Annotated in this window: 18 protein-coding genes; 5 read left to right on the forward strand and 13 right to left on the reverse strand. The window is 43.8% G+C overall.

Annotated elements, in window-relative coordinates; translation table 11 throughout:
• Positions 1-87: 87 nt before the first annotated feature.
• From J2T16_RS04920 to J2T16_RS04930, 3 genes are all read right to left on the reverse strand, one after another.
• Positions 88-942, reverse strand: coding sequence for an NmrA family NAD(P)-binding protein (locus tag J2T16_RS04920; protein ID WP_499017873.1), 855 nt, complete (start codon positions 940-942; stop codon positions 88-90).
• Positions 932-1,378 carry a nuclear transport factor 2 family protein gene (locus tag J2T16_RS04925; RefSeq protein ID WP_499017874.1) on the reverse strand — a complete coding sequence of 149 codons (447 nt, stop codon included), beginning with the start codon at positions 1,376-1,378 and terminating at the stop codon, positions 932-934. The genes J2T16_RS04920 and J2T16_RS04925 overlap by 11 nt, the downstream gene beginning before the upstream one ends.
• A gap of 80 nt (positions 1,379-1,458) precedes the next feature.
• Positions 1,459-2,043, reverse strand: coding sequence for a TetR/AcrR family transcriptional regulator (locus tag J2T16_RS04930; protein WP_154958734.1), 585 nt, complete (start codon positions 2,041-2,043; stop codon positions 1,459-1,461).
• Positions 2,044-2,207: 164 nt separating this feature from the next.
• Between J2T16_RS04930 and J2T16_RS04935 the strand changes: the two genes are divergently transcribed.
• Both J2T16_RS04935 and J2T16_RS04940 read left to right on the forward strand, forming a co-directional pair.
• Entirely contained in the window at positions 2,208-2,573 is a 366-nt protein-coding gene (locus J2T16_RS04935) for an iron-sulfur cluster biosynthesis family protein (RefSeq protein ID WP_499017875.1), read from the forward strand.
• A 642-nt stretch (positions 2,574-3,215) separates the two neighbouring features.
• Positions 3,216-3,992 (forward strand): M15 family metallopeptidase, encoded by a 777-nt coding sequence (locus J2T16_RS04940; RefSeq protein WP_499017876.1) that lies wholly within the window; start codon positions 3,216-3,218, stop codon positions 3,990-3,992.
• 207 nt (positions 3,993-4,199) lie between these two features.
• On the opposite strand, the gene J2T16_RS04945 is transcribed toward J2T16_RS04940, so the two are convergent.
• Complete coding sequence (locus J2T16_RS04945) at positions 4,200-4,439, reverse strand: hypothetical protein (RefSeq protein ID WP_154889456.1); 240 nt, start codon at positions 4,437-4,439, stop codon at positions 4,200-4,202.
• A gap of 137 nt (positions 4,440-4,576) precedes the next feature.
• Between J2T16_RS04945 and J2T16_RS04950 the strand changes: the two genes are divergently transcribed.
• Complete coding sequence (locus tag J2T16_RS04950; protein WP_339838571.1) at positions 4,577-5,209, forward strand: nitroreductase family protein; 633 nt, start codon at positions 4,577-4,579, stop codon at positions 5,207-5,209.
• 129 nt (positions 5,210-5,338) lie between these two features.
• Here the strand turns inward: J2T16_RS04950 and J2T16_RS04955 are convergent, their stop codons facing one another.
• Positions 5,339-6,517 carry a leucine-rich repeat domain-containing protein gene (locus J2T16_RS04955; protein ID WP_499017877.1) on the reverse strand — a complete coding sequence of 393 codons (1,179 nt, stop codon included), beginning with the start codon at positions 6,515-6,517 and terminating at the stop codon, positions 5,339-5,341.
• A 228-nt stretch (positions 6,518-6,745) separates the two neighbouring features.
• On the opposite strand from J2T16_RS04955, the gene J2T16_RS04960 reads away from it, so the two are divergent.
• Entirely contained in the window at positions 6,746-7,222 is a 477-nt protein-coding gene (locus J2T16_RS04960) for an AraC family transcriptional regulator (RefSeq protein ID WP_260511151.1), read from the forward strand.
• Positions 7,223-7,400: 178 nt separating this feature from the next.
• Here J2T16_RS04960 and J2T16_RS04965 read toward each other — a convergent pair whose 3' ends face one another.
• The 3 genes from J2T16_RS04965 to J2T16_RS04975 all read right to left on the reverse strand — a co-directional run bounded on the left by J2T16_RS04965 (position 7,401) and on the right by J2T16_RS04975 (position 11,906).
• The gene (locus J2T16_RS04965) at positions 7,401-8,645 is read right to left on the reverse strand and encodes an aminopeptidase (RefSeq protein WP_336122572.1); all 1,245 of its coding nucleotides are present in this window, start codon (positions 8,643-8,645) and stop codon (positions 7,401-7,403) included.
• Between the two features lie 114 nt (positions 8,646-8,759).
• Positions 8,760-10,301, reverse strand: a complete 1,542-nt coding sequence (locus J2T16_RS04970; protein WP_434349242.1) for an acetate--CoA ligase — start codon at positions 10,299-10,301, stop codon at positions 8,760-8,762.
• Between the two features lie 600 nt (positions 10,302-10,901).
• On the reverse strand, positions 10,902-11,906 hold the full coding sequence (locus J2T16_RS04975; RefSeq protein WP_336122570.1) for an aldo/keto reductase: 1,005 nt from the start codon (positions 11,904-11,906) through the stop codon (positions 10,902-10,904).
• A gap of 213 nt (positions 11,907-12,119) precedes the next feature.
• On the opposite strand from J2T16_RS04975, the gene J2T16_RS04980 reads away from it, so the two are divergent.
• On the forward strand, positions 12,120-12,956 hold the full coding sequence (locus tag J2T16_RS04980; RefSeq protein WP_336122569.1) for an AraC family transcriptional regulator: 837 nt from the start codon (positions 12,120-12,122) through the stop codon (positions 12,954-12,956).
• A 44-nt stretch (positions 12,957-13,000) separates the two neighbouring features.
• Here J2T16_RS04980 and J2T16_RS04985 read toward each other — a convergent pair whose 3' ends face one another.
• From J2T16_RS04985 to J2T16_RS05005, 5 genes are all read right to left on the reverse strand, one after another.
• Positions 13,001-13,399 (reverse strand): Asp23/Gls24 family envelope stress response protein, encoded by a 399-nt coding sequence (locus J2T16_RS04985; RefSeq protein ID WP_090923986.1) that lies wholly within the window; start codon positions 13,397-13,399, stop codon positions 13,001-13,003.
• 373 nt (positions 13,400-13,772) lie between these two features.
• Positions 13,773-15,737: an FtsX-like permease family protein gene (locus tag J2T16_RS04990; protein ID WP_336122568.1), complete on the reverse strand. Its 1,965-nt coding sequence runs from the start codon at positions 15,735-15,737 to the stop codon at positions 13,773-13,775.
• Positions 15,712-16,482 carry an ABC transporter ATP-binding protein gene (locus tag J2T16_RS04995; protein WP_090923984.1) on the reverse strand — a complete coding sequence of 257 codons (771 nt, stop codon included), beginning with the start codon at positions 16,480-16,482 and terminating at the stop codon, positions 15,712-15,714. Before J2T16_RS04995 ends, J2T16_RS04990 begins: the two co-directional genes overlap by 26 nt.
• A 274-nt stretch (positions 16,483-16,756) precedes the next feature.
• Complete coding sequence (locus J2T16_RS05000; RefSeq protein WP_221791180.1) at positions 16,757-17,740, reverse strand: sensor histidine kinase; 984 nt, start codon at positions 17,738-17,740, stop codon at positions 16,757-16,759.
• Entirely contained in the window at positions 17,737-18,441 is a 705-nt protein-coding gene (locus J2T16_RS05005; protein WP_221791178.1) for a response regulator transcription factor, read from the reverse strand. Before J2T16_RS05005 ends, J2T16_RS05000 begins: the two co-directional genes overlap by 4 nt.
• Positions 18,442-18,469: the final 28 nt, after the last annotated feature.

Raw genomic sequence — 18,469 nt, forward strand, 5'->3', positions numbered from 1 at the left:
TTCAGTTATGCTCTTATCCCTTGTATGAATAGATCATGCATGGATCTAATACCCACAAAGATTTCCTCATCAATTTTCTCATCTATGCTACTCCACCAACTGTTTTGAAAACAAGCGCTCGATGGATAGCGGGAGCTTACCCGTTATGCGTAAAACGGTATCCGTAACCTGATCTTCTCTCCCTTCCTCTCTAATATGAGTATCCAGACCTACAAGCATCGTCGCATATTCCTCTGGCATCCCTGCTTGAATCATCTGGTTCCTTAAAGTCTCCTCCGATAACGATTCATGCTGGATCGGCTGATTTAAAATTTCACTGGCTTTCAGCGCCACCTCTGCATAGGATAACGATTCCGGTCCCGTTATGATGTGCTCTGTATTATGGGGAAAAGCATCGGTCAGGGCACGGAAGGCAGCCGCTGCTATATCGTCCGCACTTACAAAACCGATTCTCCCCTCACCCGTTGCACTATATATTTTGCGAAACTGGGCAATCGACTGTCGATGAGGACCCTCCGTGAAATTTTCCATAAAATAAGAAGGACGTAACACAGCCCACTCTGGCGCAAGCTTTTTCAAGGCTTGATGTACTTTGCCAAAAACGGGCCCTTCTTCATCGACAGATGCACTTCCCAGCAACACAAAACGCTTCACTCCACTCCATATCGCTTCCTGAATGAAAGGAACCATCACTTTCTCTGGATTTATATCCATCTGTGGCACAACAAGATAAATTTGATTAATACCCTTTAGTGCTGCGCCATATGTCGCAGGATCATACCAGTCAAAGTAGACATGATTCCCACGAGAATCTGTGGACGACGGAAGCTTTCTTCCAGCCAAACGTACCGGATAACCTTGTTTCTGTAGCTGTGCAGCCACTCGACTTCCTGTCTTGCCATTCGCTCCGGTAATGAGTGTAAGAGGTTTCTCATTGCTCATCTACAACACCTCCCATTTCCGATTCCATTACGATAAGAGGATTCCAATAGTCTCTGTAATGCGTAATTTTGTCATAATCATAGCTGACGACAGAAATATATGTTTGATTGTATGGCTTCCCTGTACTCAGAAATACGCCTTCACAAGTGAATTCTGCTACAAATCGTTGTTGGTCTGGATCGATTAAAATGGTCGGTTCGCTAAATTGATGAATTTTGAGAAATTTAAACAACGCAATCACATGATTGAAAATGGCTGATTTCCCTTCCAGCCGCTGCGGATAACCCGGAGGTGAATAAGGAAATTCAAAAATGGCATCAATGGTAAACAGCTCTGCCCACTCATCGAATTTCCCATCAAGCAGAAGCCCAGTGAAGTGTTGCATGATTTGCTTGGGTACATTTTGCTCATTGTCCACCTGTTGTTGTTCTTTCATTTTAAACCCTCTCCTTTTCAGACTGACCAGTCTAGAATGGATAAAAAAATAAACGCTTAAGGCGTTCATTTATAAAACGTTTAATCCAAAACCTTCAAAGTCGTTTGCACAAGTTCCCGCATTTCTTCCTCACTAGCACCACTCTTCGCCGTATATGTGAACGAAAGCCTTGAATAGTTAAGAAACCGTGCGATACGATGCAGTTCTTCTTCTTGTAACTGTAACTCTCCCGTATTGCACCCTCGTAAAAGTGCTGTGTAAAATACGTTCTCCATCCAGCGATTATTCGCCTGTATAAATGCAGCGATCTCATGTTGCTGAGGTGCCTGTTCTATCGCGCTGTTAATGATAAAACATTCGTTGCGCCGATCCGGATCGGCTAACACGTTCACCACCTCTTCAAACAATTGTTGCATACCCTCACGTACACTGCCGCTTTGTTCTAACAGTTGTGTCGATGCTTCTGTTTTCTGCTGCACATAAAATTTCAGAGCAGAGACAAACAAATCATGTTTTGTTCCGTAGGTGTCATAGAGGCTTTGCCGGGCAATGCCGAGTTCATTAAGTAATACCGTTAACGAGGTCCCTTCATAACCATAAGCGCCAAAAACAGAAGTCGCTTTTCGTAATACTTGTTCTGTGTCAAACTCTTTCGCTCTTCCCAACTGGTGTCCCCACCTCCTCTTCGTTAAACACATCTTACACTTTCCAGACTGATCAGTCAAGAAAATGAATGATTTAATTTTCGACAAAGTGGTATAATGGCATTACAGGCTGAATGTTCCTTAACCATTTATGACGATGTCAATATATAGAGGAGTGAAGCGAAATGCATATGCAAATTACAGATCTGGCAGCACAACGTTTAACAACAAGTTTGAATGATCAACCGGGTTATTTCAAAGTATTTTACGATATGGAAGGTTGCGGATGTAACGGTGTTATCGTGTTACTGATTGTTGATGAACTGGGTGCGCTGGATGAGCAGATTGAAACCAACTTTGTTCCATTCTACGTGGATCCCAAACACCAGCTTAACCTGGAATCAAGCATGAAACTGGATGCACAAGAAAACTATCCCGCATTTACCCTCAGCAGCGACTCTGGTGTAATCAGTAGTAACCTCCGGCTTCGTGATGCACGCGCTGCCGCTGTAGGTACACCTAGTGCTGAAAACGCTTGTACACTATCCTAAACAGCAGGTACGCAGCGTATTACCACCCTTGTAGGGAAAGCATGCAAAGATGATTTTTCCAGCTTTCTCAAGCACCAGATGCTTTGAGCAACTTCTAATGATCATGAGGAACCTTATTTAGCTCCAAAATAGTAAATTGAAAATCTAACGATCACCAGTAACGTTATTTAACCTGAAAGCAGTATTTGATTATAAAAATGGGCTTTTTTCGTAGAATAAGCACTCTGGTGATCGTTAGATTTTTTACAGCTTGCTTGATAAAAGCCTGGAGTTACTCGCTTAAATTGTTTTACTTGCTTGTGCCTTGAATTTACTGATGAATAACTTGGCCCTCCCTGTTTATTCCCTTTATGCTCTTTACTTTGTGCTCTTTAAGTTCTTTATGTCTTTACTCACTTTCATCTTTTTCCTTACTCCCCCACCGTTTACATTTCTCCTTCCAGCTTCTTTTGCCCGGTAGCAACCGATTTTCTAGGACCTTCATCCTGAAATATGCGATATTCGAACTTTCATCTAATTTTCCAATAAAATAGATTCTAGCAAACTTTGTTTACAAGTCGGAAACATTTGGAGAACCTATGGACATAATCCTCCAGTATACTTGGTTTATAGATTAATATATTCCAAGGAGGAATTCCCATCATGTCATCACTTACTCGCAAATCCATCATATCGACACTTCTGGTTGGCTCAGTGCTTGCAAGCACAGCGTTTACTACACTTCCAATCAACCAAATCTTTAACCCGGTTGCCTCTGCAGCAAGCTCAACCTTCTCTCAATTTCTGAAAGATAATGCTCCAAGCCGTACCATTACGACATCTAGCAAAGGCGTTGCTACCGTGACTAATCTATCCAGCACCGTTGTGCTTGTGAATAAAAAAAGAAACTTACCATCCACTTACGAGCCGAAAGATCTGGTCGTTCCTAATATCCCATTCAGCTTCTCCGGCTCAAGTCCGAAGAAACAGATGCGTAAAGTCGCAGCGTCAGCAATGGAGAAATTGTTTGCCGCCGCAAAAAAAGACGGTATCGATATCAAAGCCGTTTCGGGCTACCGTTCATATGCTACGCAGAAAGCAATCTTTGACCGTAATGCCAGCATCAAAGGCGAAGCTGTTGCTAACAAAACAAGTGCTCGTCCAGGACAGAGCGAACATCAAACCGGACTCGCCATGGACATTTCCAGCGCTTCGGCAGGTTATGATCTTCAGCAAAGTTTTGGCAACACCAAAGAAGGCAAATGGCTGAAAGCCAATGCCCACAAATACGGTTTTATTATCCGTTATGGCAAAGATCAAGAGAAGTTAACCGGATATTCATATGAGCCTTGGCATGTCCGTTATGTTGGTGTCTACATTGCTGGCGAGATTACTAGCCAAAAATTAACTTTGGAGCAATATTTGGAACGTGCAAAATAAGCTCTCGGTCGGCAAGCAGCTTAGTAACTCAACCTCTTCATTTGCAGATCGATACCTGGAGAACGGGGCACACTCGCCCCTTCTCCATATAAATTACAAGATAGCTATAGTTCCAGGAAAGCATCTGTGCACCAATGTATTCTGAGAAAGTGTTCTTGATTGCAGTCACGTATCCCACACGGTTACAGATCAACTATTCAACATTTTTTAGACTCCAGCAATACGCCGAATCAAAACAGGCAACCGTTTTACACCTTCGGTACCCGCCCAGGAACTTGCCCCTGCCAGTAAATCGTTGTGGCTCAGATAAAAGGCTGTTTTGTATACAATGTAACCCAGTATGATCTCCACCACCACAAACTTTTTAAGGGCAGAGGATTCAAAGACATAAACCTGGAACTCACGATGCCGCCAAGCTGATTTTAATCTGAGGATGAATGATCTCATGACTCACCTCTGCTGTTTTCTACTAGCGTATGGCGAGCATATCTTGTCTTATTCAAAAATAATACTTACATAAAGTAATTAAGTATGTTATATTCACTTTATAAGCAAGCAAACTATACATAAGTGAGGTAAACAACATGAGCGAACTGGACCAATTGATTAAAAACCGAAGATCTGCTGTTATTTTTGAAGAGGGAATTGAAATTTCAGAGTCCGAACTGGAAGAAATGTTTGCTTTGAACAAATTTGCGCCATCCGCGTTTAACCTGCAACACACTCATTATCTTGTATTGACCGATGAAGCTCAGAAAGAGAAAGTATATCAGGCTTCTCAGCAGTATAAAGTGAAAACAGCTTCTGCGGTCATTATCGTGTTAGGGGATGTCAATGCTCATCATCATATTCGCACGATTAACGAAGGACTGCTTAACTTAGGCGCACTCACGCCTTTTCAATACGAGCAGGAATCACAAAGTGTTATCGAATTCTACGAAACTCGCGGCAGATTTTTCCAACGTGAGGATGCCATCCGTAACGCCAGCCTGTCAGCGATGCAATTCATGCTGATCGCTCAGGATCGTGGCTGGGATACTTGTCCGATGATTGGATTTAACGCTGAGGAACTGCAGCAAAGTCTTAACATTCCGGATCATTATGTAACTGCGATGATGATTACCATTGGCAAAAAATCAGAATCCAAACAACGTCCACGCGGGTATCGTAAACCCATTCATGAATATGTTAGCTTTAATAAAATGAATGCCGAATAACTGTTATCCGATCTTTTTCCTAAAATAAAAGTGCTTTAAAAGCCACGACTTCGACTTCGTGGCTTTTTCGTGTGTAGAACTTAATCAAGTTACTGACTGCCTTAATAGCCTTCTTAACATTCCGTTGTTTCAATACGTTTCATATATTAACTCATCCGAGATCTGGAGATCGCTATCGAATTCCGCATAGATATAGAGCTGCCCGGCTGGCGTATCGCCAGCATCAAATCCCAACTTTAAAATGCCATCTGCTTGAAATTCTACATCTGCCAGCGCCAAAGTATTTACATCCTCGTCTGGATGAGCGTTACCAATCATATGAAGCGCCCGTTCTCGCAGGACATGCCATTGTTCCCAAGCAGCTTCGAAAGAAGCGGACAATGCATCCATACCGGCCTTCGTTGAAATTTGTGCCGTAACTCGCAGTTCTCTTCCTTCCTCCTGCAAATTCATATGATATATCGTCGTTTCATTATCATATTGAAATGTACCCATGCCTGGGACTTCATGATCCGGTTCAATGATGAGATTATCACCGTACTGCATGCGCTCCATCTTGGAATTACAGCTTACGTCAAGTGATTTTAACTTATTTTCAGAACAATATAGTTCCACAAGTTCGGTATTATTACGTAAATCCAGTTCACGAATATGATTATTGAAACAACGCACACTTTCCAGACGGTAATTGGAACGGAGATCCAGACTTTTAAGTTGATTGTGATGACAGCGAAGCTCCAGTAAAGCAGGACAGCCAGTGACATCAAGCTCAATAAGATCATTGCTCGAACAATCCAAATAAGTTAGGTGCTCATTACTTACCATATCCAGTGAGAAAAGTGTGTTGTAGCTGCATGCGAGTCTTTGCAATTGCTTTAGATGCCCTACTTTCAGTTCAGAGAGCAAATTCCAGTTACATTCAATCGTTATCAGCTTATGATTCTGCGAAAGTTCCAGTTTACGCAAACAATTAAAGCTACAATCTAATGTGTCAAGCTCTGTATTGGAGTTCAACTTCAGCTCAACAATTTGATTTTCTCTGCATAATAACGTTCTCAACTTCAGATTATGTTCAACATTCAGACTGATCAACGCATTATATGTGCAATCGAGCACCTTGAGTTCCGTGAAATATTCAATGCCTTGAAGATTTTTCATACCTACTCTGGGAAGCTCCAGGGTCTCCACTTCACTCACATCCTGTGCCCGAATATAACCCCGTTGATCACAATAATTCGCTAATATGTATTGCTTGAAAAGTTCATCTGTAAAGGCGTTTGTAATATCCATTCCATCCATATTCATCATCCATTCTCCTCCCTAGTCAATTTCACACGTTCACTATGTAAATGTCGTATCATGCCTATTTTATGAGTTCTTTGGGTGGTTTACAATGCTACCAGACTATCATTTCTGTGCTGAGTCCTCTACTGAATCAATGTTATATCAAATTTGCCGAAAAATATTATGTATTTTTTTTTATAACATGTTAGCATACTTCAAGTAAGCAATATATTGAAAAAGGAGATAATGATTATGGAAAAGAAAAACATGTGTCTAGAACATCTTGCCCCCGTCAGTATTGCTTATGTACGTCAAACTGGACCTTATGGCCCCTCGAACATCCAGACAATGGAAAAGCTGAAACAATGGGCCGCGCAGAAAGAACTACTGAAAGAAGACGCCGTTCTGTATGGTATTCCTCAAGATAATCCTGAATCAACACCTCCGGAGCATTGTAGATACGATGCGTGCATTGTAATTAGGGATGATTTTAAACTTGAAAAAGAACCTCATCTCAACATTAGCTTAGGAAGCTTCCAGGGTGGAAACTACCTCATAATCACGATTCCACATACGGCTGAGGATATTCAGAAAGCTTGGAATGAAATAATCTCGCAATTACAATTGCAGGGCTATCGTATGGATACCAAACCTGTTTTCGAAAGATATCGTCCTCAACTGCTGGCTCAACATTTATGCGAGCTATGTATTCCTCTAACAACAGATTAAGGTAATTTACACTTTACATGTTTTATCCCAGACTTAGTCTTATATGCTCCCTAATGACTGAATATAAACAGAAAAGTGACTTCCATTGAAGTCACTTTTCTACGTTGCATCTGTTATTGATTTGACTACACTAGAATTGCACTTATACTTTCATCGTTAACAGACTATGCATTTCATATTAAAATGCCCAGTTTCCTTTGCGGAATACCGGCTCAATCGTACCGTCCTGTAACTCCCCGTCGATGTCCAGTTCCGCAGAACCAATCATGAAATCGACATGTGTCAGGCTTACATTGCATTCATGTTTCAACAGTTCTTCATTCGACATCGATGTGCCACCCTTCATGTTGAACGGATACGCACTTCCGACAGCCAGATGACAGGATGCATTCTCATCAATGCCCGTATTATAGAAAATACGATTCAGATTCGAGATTGGCGAATCATGCGGCACGAGCGCCACTTCTCCCAAGTAACGAGCCCCCTCGTCTGTCGCAAACAGGTTCTTCAGATGCTCTTCGCCAGAAGCCGCTGTATACGCAACAACCTGACCATCTTTAAATGTAATTCGCATCTGATCTACCAGCTGTCCGTTCAGATTCAGCGGCATCGTGCTACTAACATAACCGTTCACACCGCTGCGCTTCGGCATCGTAAATACCTCTTCTGTCGGCATATTCGCGACGGTGTAGACCCCTTGTTTGTTTTCACTGCCGCCACCGCCCCAGATGTGGTTGTCTACCAGTTCAATTTTCAGATCCGTACCTGGTGCACGATAGTGCAAACTCTTATAATTTTTCTGATTGAGTAACTCACTCATTTTGTTCAACGTCTCAATATGCTCTTTCCAGTTCTGTACAGCATCTCCGCCGTCCACACGATTCATCTTGAAGATGGTATCCCACATCACGTTGATGCGATCTTCCTCAGGAATGTCGGCAAACACTTTATTGGCCCAAGCTTTGGTTGGCGCTTTGATCAGACACCAGCTGATGTCATGGTTACGTGTATATTTGGAATATCCTTTGCGTGCCTCTGCTGCCGCTTTGGTTGCACGGGATACTTTGGTCGCTTCGATTCCGTTGTACAAGTCTGGGTCAGGAACTTTAATCGTCAGTGTTGCTCCTCCAGCTTCGGCGAACCGTTCCATCATGTCGCCTTTCCACTTCGGATAATAGTCAAAGCTATCATCCGAGCCATGCTCAAACCGGCTACGTGTAATTTTATCGTCCTCAAAATCGACTTGTACATAGTTGGCTCCGGCTGCGTATGCTTTTTGGGCGATTAGACGTGTAAACTCCAATGTTTCAATCGGTGCTGTTACCAGTAGGTCTTGTCCCTTCTGGATATTCACACCAACCTTGATGACCAGTTCAGCGTATTGTTCCAATGATGTTGCAAAAGATTGTTCAAACGAGCTCATGTTGGGTTCACTCCTGCTTCGGTAAGATTTCAAATTGCTGTATTCTCAAACTTCATCAATCAAAAATGTTATTTCATTTTTAGCCTCTACATCGCTCTATACACAGTCCGCAAACTAACCGTTGCGTTTTTCCTGTTCACGGAGTTCAATGCGGCGAATTTTACCTGAGTTGGTCTTGGGTAGATCCGTTACAAATTCAATTTTGCGTGGATATTTGTAAGGTGCTGTCCATTCCTTCACATGTCTTTGCAGTTCATGAGCGAGTTCCGATGAAGCCTGGGAAGGGTCTCGGAGCACAACAAAGGCTTTGACAATGTTACCCCGAATTTCATCCGGACTTGCAACGACAGCACACTCTTTCACACTCGCATGTTTCATGAGCGCTTCTTCCACCTCAAACGGCCCAATGGTATATCCCGAACTGATGATAATATCATCACTGCGGCCTTCAAACCAGAAGTACCCTTCTTCGTCTTTGCTTGCCCGGTCACCTGTGACAAAATATTCCCCGCGCTGGTTCGCTTCCTTGCGACCCTCGTCCTGATAATAAGCACGGAACAGCGCTGGCATGTCTTGATGCACAGCAATATCTCCAACCTCCCCAGCAGGTAGAGGTTGTCCATCTTCACCGATAATCTCGATCAATCCCGGGGTAATGGACTGACCCATCGAACCTATGCGCACAGGCGCATCCTTCAAACTGCCAATTAACAGCGTGCTTTCCGTCTGTCCGTAACCATCGCGGATGGTGAGATCGAAATGGCGCTGGAAGATTTCAATGACTTCCTGATTCAGCGGTTCTCCCGCCGATACAGCGCTACGAAGATGGGATAAATCATAATGTCCGAGATCATCCGTTTTTGCCATCAGGCGGTATTCCGTCGGTGTACAGCAGAGCACGTTAATCTGATGCGCCTGCATCAACTCCAGGTAACGCTTTGGCTGGAATGAGCCGTTGTATACCAAACCTGTTGCCCCTCTTCCGAGTACCGACAGGAACGGGCTCCAGATCCATTTTTGCCATCCAGGTGCTGCTGTTGCCCACACCGTATCCGTCGGCTGAATATCCAGCCATAACGTGGATGCAATCCGCAGATGTGCATAACCCCAACCGTGGCTATGTACAACGCCCTTTGGATTACCCGTCGTGCCCGAAGTATACGCAAGAATGGCCATATCATCACGGTGCGTCTGAACAGCAGCCATTTCATCCGGCTGATTCTGCATCAATTGATGTACGTTAACCCAGCCTTCTCCAGGAATAGTATGGTCTTCGTTAGGTGATGCAACGATACGATGGGCAAGTGCTGGCAGGTCGGAATCCATTTTCTCCACTTCTGATGTGGTCTCAGACCATACAATGACTGCCTTCGCCGATGAATGCCGCAGACGGTATTCCAAATCTTTCGCACGTAGCATCTCCGAAGATGGAATCACAGCAATGCCAAGTTTCAGACATGCAATATATATCACATAAGCGATAATCCGGCGTGGTACCATGACCAGCACCCGATCTCCTTTCGCCAAACCAAGTTCACGCAGTCCTCCAGCCAGACGGTTCGCCTGTTTTAACAAATCACCGTACGTAATCTCTTCTACTTCTTGCTGATCGCTGAGCCATCTAAGTGCAATCCGGTCTGACGGGTGATTCTCCATCTCGGATGTCAGGTTATAGTTTTCAGGCGCAATCCACTGTTCAAAATTCAAATGGAGCCTCTCCTTTATCATTCAAATATATATAAATTGAACAGGTTTACACAGACACTCCGATGACAGAATAACCTTCCAATCGCTGTTATCCCCAGATTTTTTTGATTCCCTTTTCTAAAGGGAATATCCGGTGATAAATGCAAGCTTATGCTTACGATGTAGCTTTCTTACAGAAAGCTTTAGCTTCGCTTCTCCAGGTTTTTTCTGTCCTCTCCGTTTATGTGTAAAAAATAGTTCATTTATATAACGTCTTTATATTATACATCAAATCCTAAGACCAGGTACTATGAACAGCAACCTTTTTATCATAAGAACGCGACTTTCTCATTCTATTCGTGATTATTTAAAGGTCACTTTCTTGATCAAATCGATAAAACTCCATGATGCATCTCCCTTTCTTGCTCATTTGATAACCTAATAACGAATCATTCCAGTATAAACCTTAAGCCACTCGATACGCCAGTTCTTCCCTTCTGAACATAAAAAGTACCCCTTCTCTATAGAGAGAAAAGGTACTCAATATAAAACATTACCTATATAAGACGTTTACCAAGGAATATTTCCGATGCCGTCCAAAATCGTATCGATCTCACTCAGGTCTGCGGCTGTTAATTCAGGAGCCTTGAGTGCAGCAACATTTTCTTCAATCTGCGATACTCGGCTGGCTCCGATCAATGCGGACGTTACACGGTTACCACGTAATACCCAGTTGAGTGCAAGTTGTGAAATCGTCTGTCCTCTTCGTTCTGCCACGGCTTGTAGCGCTTCAAATTTCGCGATACGTTCGTCGGTATAGGATTCCTTTTTCAAATTACCTGTAGGATTGGCCCGTTCCGCTTTAATTTTGTCCACGTATTTGTTCGTCAACTGACCTCGACCGAGTGGGCAAAACGCGATAGAACCTACACCCTGCTCGTCCAGCACATCTTGCAGACCCTCTTCAATCCAGCGATTCAGCATGGAATAATTCGGCTGGTGAACAAGACAAGGTGTTCCGAGCCCGCGCAGAATCGTCACTGCTTCCTGCGTCTGTTGTGCATTGTAGTTGGACAAGCCCACATATAACGCCTTACCTTGCCTTACGATGTGATCCAGCGCTGTCATCGTTTCTTCCAGTGGCGTGTCTGGATCTGGACGATGATGATAGAAAATGTCTACATAGTCCAGTCCCATTCGGCTCAAGCTCTGGTCGAGACTGGCAATCAAATTTTTACGGGAACCCCACTCGCCGTAAGGGCCGCTCCACATATGGTACCCTGCCTTAGAAGAGATCAGCAGCTCATCCCGGTAAGGACGCAGATGTTTGTGGTAGATCACGCCAAAGTTCTCTTCTGCTGACCCTGGAGGTGGCCCATAGTTATTCGCCAGATCAAAATGGTTAATACCGAGATCGAACGCGCGTAAAATCATTTCTTCCTGAATATCCAGCGTGCGATTGCCGCCAAAATTCTGCCATAATCCCAGTGCAATCTGTGGAAGCTTAATTCCCGATTTGCCTGAGCGAGAATAGCTCATATCATCATAACGTTGTTCATTTGCAATATAAGGCATCGTGAATTCACTCTTTTCTGTAAAGTAGGTTAAGCCCAGCCGTTAATACTCTTTTATCTTAGTCACTTTTCTGCATAAACGATATGGTTTATCACTACATTGATATGTAAAAATGATCGTTATAGCTAAACTTATACTTCAATTTAAGTACCAATTACAATTCTATATATGTTAAAATGCAAGAATCAATTGATTCTCACAGGAGTGGACGTAATGATTACGTATATGTTCAAAAACACGCATTTTCAGGAGTTGCAGCTCCTTCATTATGGTACTGAAGCCTGCACGCCCGGGCACCACTTCGGCCCAGCAATGAGGGATTACTATAAAATCCATTATGTCCTGAACGGCAAAGGCACGTTTGAAGTTGCAGGGAAGACTTATCAACTACGTAAGGGGCAAGGCTTCCTGATCGTGCCACATTCCGTGGTACATTATAAAGCTGATCAAGATGATCCATGGGAGTATAGCTGGGTTGCATTTCAGGGCACGCATAGTGCTTCCTTTTTACAACAAGCCTCTTTATCGGAACAACAACCCATCTTTGATCTCGGTGACGAAGACGATGAGATGCGCTCATGTCTGCACCGCATAATCCATTCTCGCACGGCTTATAAAGGCTGGGAGATTAGTATGACCGGATGGCTCTATCAGTTTTTTGCCATTCTGATTGATCATTCGCATGACGAGAACGTTCAGCCCACTGCAGAATACGGCAAAGAAACATATGTAACCCAAGTGATTGATTTTATCGAGATGAACTATGCCAACGCCATTACAGTGCAGTCCATCGCCTCCCACATCGGCTTGCAGCGAAGTTATCTGTGTTCACTCTTCAAAGATCAGATCGGAAGCAGCATTCAATCTTATCTCGTCCATTATCGTATGCGCAGAGCAGCCGAGCTGACGCTCGATCTTAGCCTGAGTATCGGGGATATTGCCCGTTCCGTCGGATATACAGACCAACTTCTTTTCTCCAAAATGTTCAAAAAAGTGCTGGGTGAAGCTCCCACCTTCTATCGCAAACACAAAACAGCACCTTCCCCATGAACCCATCTTAGGAAGGTGCTTACCTATTAAAAAAATTATACGATTTACACGTTCTCAGGCATGGCAATGCCGACAACCTGCACTTTAACTTCTTTCACGATTACGCCTGCCATCTGCTCCACCGCTTGCTGTACGTTATGTTGCAGTTCCTGGCAGACCTCGTGCATCTTGCGGCCATATTGCACATTAATGCGCAATTGAATGGACGCTTCATCATTCTGAATATGAACGTCAATTCCTTTTTGCAGACTTTTACCGCTGATGCTCTTGGCGAGACCTTCCGTCAGCCCAACAGACATGGAAGACACTCCTGGAGTGGTTTGCGCGGCCATGCCCACAATTTTGGACACGACATCGTTAGAAATATGAATGGTTCCAAGCTGAATCGCTGGAGGTGCAATATATTCCGCTTCGGTTACAGTTTTTTCAATGATTTCAGACATAAGTTCCTCTCCTTATGATCTTTTTTTGTTGTTCTAAGTATGGATGTTATCCCTTCTATTCTACCACGGTTTACGCACAGTTACATTTCTGCCCTCTAGGCGTGCTCACACAGGATAATAAATAGATATTAACCAAAATCAGGGCCAGTGCAATGCTGAACCGGACAAATGCATTACCTTTAAACAATAGATTTATCGCCGTTCTTCAGCTTTGAATTATTCTTTTCTCTATATATTAATATTTACTATATATCAAATCCCTTCATTCCTGCTAATTCCTCTATCTTAAATCTTTCTTAACTAAAAAAGAAAACCCTGACCTACAGGCCAAGGCTGATAAAATGCAGTGAAATGTATAAGGTGCACTGCTAATTTACACGAGCTTCGAATACATATGACGCAGATAGCGCCAGCGTACTATGGCAAAGAAGATAAGTTGCATCGTGACAAACACCATAAATACGCCAAGGCTATGATCTAGAATCGAAAACTGAACCATCTGATACAGCGCCGTAAATGCAACTGTACTGTGAATCAAAGCCACGAGAAGCGGCAGGAAAAACATCAGCACGAGCTGTCTTGTTACAATTTTGCGTAGCTCCGGGCGGCTAAGTCCCATTTTACCAATCATGCGATACTGTGCCTCATCTCGCTCCAGATCTGCATACAGCCTGAAATAGGTGAAGCTCGCCGCGAAGGTGAAAAACACAATACCGATCAATCCGCTTACGATGAGAATGATGCCATTGGTTTGTTTATTATTCAGCCAGTCTACGACTAGAGAATTGAAATCAACATATCCCTTCTCCGGACGGTCTTTCTCAATCGTATCCAGCAATTCCGAAGCAAAACTGCGTGTCGACATCCAGTCTTTTACCACAAAAAATGTCGTCTGATCAGAGTAAAAATCAACATCCATCTTAATCTCTGCAATGTATGCTTCTCGAATCTTGGAATACAGGTCATCAGAAACAACGTAGACGCCCGCCTCACCCTCCATCGGAATCACGATATCGGTTGCCGGTGGCAACATCTGCATTTGTAAATGCTGCTGTTCACCAACATACAAGTCAGCGGAGTATGGGTAACTGTCCTTTTTCGTATCTAACAGTTTATTGCGTGCAGTAATATTGGGTGCTGTATTAAACGCCAGATCATTGCGATCCAGCGCCCGTTCTTCATAACCAAGTGCTTTGGCAAGACGGTTATATGAACTCAGTTTTACGATGTAGTTGTTATTGTTCTCATAGAGAGGCTGGTAACTACCTTTTACATATGGAACTTCGCGATTAACCAGCGTCTCTTCAATTTTTTGGATCTGACGATCAACGACCGCAGAATCCGTAAAGCCTGAATTTGTATACGTAAAAGCATATGGATTCGTCATGGAAGACAGCCTTGGATCACCTATAGTCAGCATGCTGCCAATGCCCGTAAACGCAGAAGCCGAGATAACACTGACCATAAAAAACATCACGGCGTTATCTTTCATGCGATAGGTAAGCTCGGACAGAAAGAGCAGATTGGTCTTGCGGTAAAACAATCCTTCTTTCTTTTTCAATGCCCGAATGACATATACACTCAGCTGAGTGAACAGAAGATACGTACCTGCAATTACGCTGAGCACACTGCCAAACAATAAAGGGAAAATATATGATCCCCACGCGAAGATAAATACACCTGTATACCCTCCACCAATCAGTACAACCGAGAGCAGCGAGAGCAGCGGGGATGCCTTAGGTTCAGGTTTTGGTTTTTCCTCTGACTTCACGAGCTCAATCAACGTTCCCTTACGAATAAGCAATGAGGAAGACAGAGCAATCACCACAAAAAGCACCAGAAACGCTCCGGCTGTCAGCAGAATGCCTTTGAGCGGAAAATAAAATCTCAGACTGTTCTCCACCGCAAGCATGGAACCGCAAATGAGCAAAACTAATTTACCGAAGATCAGTCCAAGTCCTATCCCCGCCACGATGGAAGCTACGCCGATACACATATTTTCCATAAATAAAAGTCGGTTCATCTGCTTACGAGTCATGCCGATGATCAGGAAGATACCAAACTCCTTCTTCCGAGTCTTCAGAAATGAACCGACCGAATACAGCAGAAACAGGAAAGAGAATATGAAAATGATGATTTCAGCAATCATCAGGCCTTGGTTGGCAAGCACCGTCACCGTCTGGGAAGAACCTTTCAAACCATCTTGTAAATCCGGGTGGAACAGCAGCAACGCATAGATAAAAAAGATCATAACCGAGAACGTACTGCTTAGAAAATGAGCCAGATAAATTCGTTTGTTTCGAACAACGTTATTAATGGCGAACTGGCGAAAATTCATGTCCAGAGCCTCCCATCAGGGATAATACGTTTATAATCTTTTGATAGAAGGCCGCGCGGTTATCACCGTAATGAATTTCGTTATATAACTGACCATCCTTAATGAAGACCACTCGGCTACAGTAACTAGCTGCCACAGCATCGTGGGTTACGAGCAACATCGTCGCCTGATCCTCTCGATTGCGCTGTTCAAGAATCTCCATCACATCCTTGGCAGCCTTGGAATCCAGATTACCCGTCGGCTCATCCGCCAGAATCAGCTTGGGAGAATGGATTAACGCTCGAGCGATCGCTGTCCGCTGTGCCTGTCCGCCCGATATTTCATACGTGCGTTTGTTTAAAATGCCTTCAATGCCTAATTTGTTAGCAAGCTCCACAACTCGCGCATTCATCTCCCGAACGGAAATACCGTCTAGTGTTAATGGGAGCACGATATTTTCCTTCACCGTCAGTGTGTTAAGCAGGTTGAAGGATTGAAAGACAAAGCCTAATTCTCTACGCCGGAACAAAGCCAGCTGATCTGCTCCCAGATCAAATGGATTCTGACCCGCAATTCGCAATTCTCCTGATGTCGGATGATCAATGGTTGAAATCATGTTCAGCAATGTTGTTTTGCCACTACCGGACGGCCCCATAATACCCACAAACTCTCCCTCTTGGATACTAAGATCAATCCCTGACAAGGCTTCATAGGATACAATCCCTTTATAAATTTTACTGATCTGTTTGACAGAACATATCTCCATACGTACAACTCCTTTAACGATTAACGTCTAATTTTAACTTCTAAGTACTTATCTTCTTCGCTAACCTTCTGACTACAGTCTACCCGAAACTTCACTCATTCTCCTATGGGTTAACCTTTCACCAACATGACAATATTGTAAGGTTCCGTCCCCCTCAGAAATCGCAAGAAAAAGACGCCTTCCTCCCAGCACGGCAAAAGGCGTCGTTATTTCACATGTAATTCATATTCAACTTCATATATAAAATCAGGTCTAATTATTCATTATCTTGCGTTCAAACCGAAAAGGTAATTCGGACTGTCGTTCCTTCCCCATATACCGATTCAAGCTCAATCTGATGATTCATACGTGTCAGCACTTCTTTTGAGATGTAAAGCCCCATGCCAGTAGATTCCTTAAAATGCCTTCCGTTCTCCCCAGTGAAAAAGGGTCTAAACACCCGGTTTAGGTCTGATTTGGGTATGCCAATCCCATGATCCTGAACTTCCAGTATGACGTTCTGCTCCGCTTCGTAGGCGCGAAGATGCACTTTCTGTCCACTGCCTGCAGCATACTTGATGGCATTGGATAACAGCTGTACTAGCACAAATCGAACCCACTTTGCATCAGATTGCACCACCAGCGAAGCATCAATCTGCATCTCGGGATACACATGGTTACGAATGAAAAATCGTTTCAACTCATGAATCGCTTCTTCACCTACCGCTCGCAGTTCAACCGGTTCCACGCTGAAGTCCTGCTCGAAGGTATCCAGCCTTGCGACATATAGGACCGTTTCCAATCCACGTCGCATCTGATCTGCTTCCTCACGAATACTGCGAAAACGAGCATCATCGTCCTCTTCTTCTTCCACGGTCAGCTCAATGACCGATAACGGTGTTTTCATCTGATGTACCCATTGGTTCATAAACGTAAGATATTCCTGTTGCTTTTGTTCGAGCCGGCTCAGATGTGCGTGATATTGGCCGTACTGGGAATCCAGCAGTTTTTCCAAAGAGGCTGATAACGGCGCCGTTTCATGTAATGCTACCAATTCATTCAGCGAATTCACGGGCTGTGTCATACGGGTGTAAAAGGCTCGATGTGACATGTAACGATACACCAGATAACCGACATACAAAAACAAGCCCAGCCCTACGGCATATAGCGCCGTCTTCCAATGATCGTATCCATCGTACCAAAATACAGCGACCACGGTGAACATCATCGCAAACACCCAGCACGTCAGAGCGATATGTTCTCGAATAAACAACTTCATAACGATGATGTCGCTTTCCAGTTATTAATCAGCCTGTATCCGGAGCCTCTCACCGTTTCCAGCGCATCGGTAATGCCTAGTTCGGCAAGACGTTTCCGTACCCGGGTAATATTAACGCTAAGGGTATTATCATCCACAAACGAGTCATCCCATAACTTCTCCAAAATGGTTTCCCGACTGACCAGCTTTGGACTGCGACGCATCAGCGTTTCCAGTAGAATCGTTTCCTTTTTGGTGAGTTGCACTTTCCGATCGCCGAGTTCAATCTCAAGCCTTTCCAAGTACACCACGAGTCCGTTCAGTTCGACCTTACGTTCTTCATCTCGGGCAGCATAATCTCCATACACCCGGCGCAGCTGACTACGTATTTTAGCCATAACAATCTCATGTTCAAACGGCTTGGTAATATAATCATCAGCCCCGTTCTCCAGCGCCATAACCTGATCCATCTTGCCACTTCTCGCGGAAATAAACAGGATCGGACATGTCGATATCGTTCGGATCTGCCTGCACCAGTAAAACCCGTCATAGCTCGGCAAGTTGATATCCAGTAATACAACATGAGGCTGAAGCTGTTTGAATTGTTCCGTCACATTCTCAAAATCCTCAACGGATACAGCTCGGTCCCCATAACGCTCGATATGTGATTTCAGCAGTCCCGCAATTTTGGGATCATCTTCAATAATCATAATGGTATACATGAAAAGCTCTCTCCTCTAACCTGTTATG

The sequence above is a fragment of the Paenibacillus intestini genome (assembly GCF_030803945.1).
GTDB lineage: Bacteria > Bacillota > Bacilli > Paenibacillales > Paenibacillaceae > Paenibacillus > Paenibacillus polysaccharolyticus.